General features: G+C 76.9%; 2 protein-coding genes. Both read right to left on the minus strand.

The genetic code is table 11. The annotated features are described in order from the left end of the window. On the minus strand, nt 1-687 hold a 687-nt coding region (locus tag AB0C29_RS49420; RefSeq protein WP_360835452.1), incomplete at its 3' end, for a molybdopterin-binding protein. Between the two features lie 11 nt (nt 688-698). Continuing rightward, nucleotides 699-1,189 (minus strand): peroxiredoxin (locus AB0C29_RS49425; protein ID WP_360835454.1); only part of this gene is annotated, 491 nt, incomplete at its 5' end.

Consider the following 1,189-nt stretch of genomic DNA (forward strand, 5'->3'; position numbering starts at 1 on the left):
CCGCGCGGTCAGGCGCTCGGCCAGCAGGCCGGGATCGTCGCGCAGCACCAGCCGCTCGGCCACCACCGCACCCGCGGCCGTGGCCAGGGCCGAGACCATCGGCCCGAAGACGTCCCGGACCTGCCCGGTGGCCGGGACCCCGCGGCTGACCACCTCGTCGCCGGTGACCAGCAGCCGGATCCGGGGCTGCCGGTGCACCGGCACGCTGTCAGCGCCGCCCTGGGCCAGCAACCCGGCCACCGCGGGTGTGATGAGCCGGCCGGCACCGGCCAGTTCGCTGCCGGCCCGGGCGTCCTCACCGGCCCGCCGGATGTGCGCCTTACCGGCGGGCGTCGTGCCGCTCAGGTCGGCGGTCTCGTACGGCAGCACCGCCACCGTCCCGGCGGGCACGACCGCACCCGTCATGATCTCCACGGCCTGCCCCGCCTCGAGCTCGTGCGCCCAGCCCGGCCCGCCGGCCAGGATCCGCCCGCTGACCTGCCACGGCCCGGCGCCGGCGACGGCATAACCGTCCATCGCCGCGGTGTCGAAGCCGGGCAGGTCGGCCCGGGCCAGGACCGGAGCGGCCAGCACCCGGCCCACCGCCCGGTCCAGCGGGACGTCCTCAGCCGGCAGGGCGGTGGCGGCCTCGGCGGAGATCAGTCGGGCGGCTCGCCACGGGGTCGCGGCACTGTCGGTGGTTGGCATCGCTGCCAGTGTCACATCCGCTGTTCGTCGCGGCCCGCCGACCTGCGCCTGGTGAGCCAGCGCAGCACCTGCCGGGCGTGCGAGGCCGGCTCGGGGATCGGGTGGAAGACGTGCTCGACCACGCCGTCGGCCACGATCAGGGTGAGGCGCTCGTACAGGGTCATGTCGCCGGCGGTGAAGGTCGGCAGGCCCAGCGCCCGCGCGCAGGTCAGCTGGGGATCGGGGAGCAGCGGGTAGGGCAGCCGCAGCCGGTGCACGAGCTCCCGCTGATAGCCGCTGGACTGCGCGGAGAGCCCGTAGACCCGGGCCGCGCCGGCGGTGCGCAGCTCCGCGTGATGGTCGCGGAACCACGCCGCCCGCTCGGTGCCGCCGCGCGCCCCCGCGATCTCCAGCGGCCCGTTCGGCAGGTCGACGCCGGGCCGCCCGGTCAGCGGGTACACGAAGATGACGCTGCGGCCCGGCCCCAGCGCACCGAGATGCACCGGGCGCCCCTCGGAGCCGT

Source organism: Actinoplanes sp. NPDC048791 (genome assembly GCF_040650095.1).
Classification (GTDB): domain Bacteria; phylum Actinomycetota; class Actinomycetes; order Mycobacteriales; family Micromonosporaceae; genus Actinoplanes.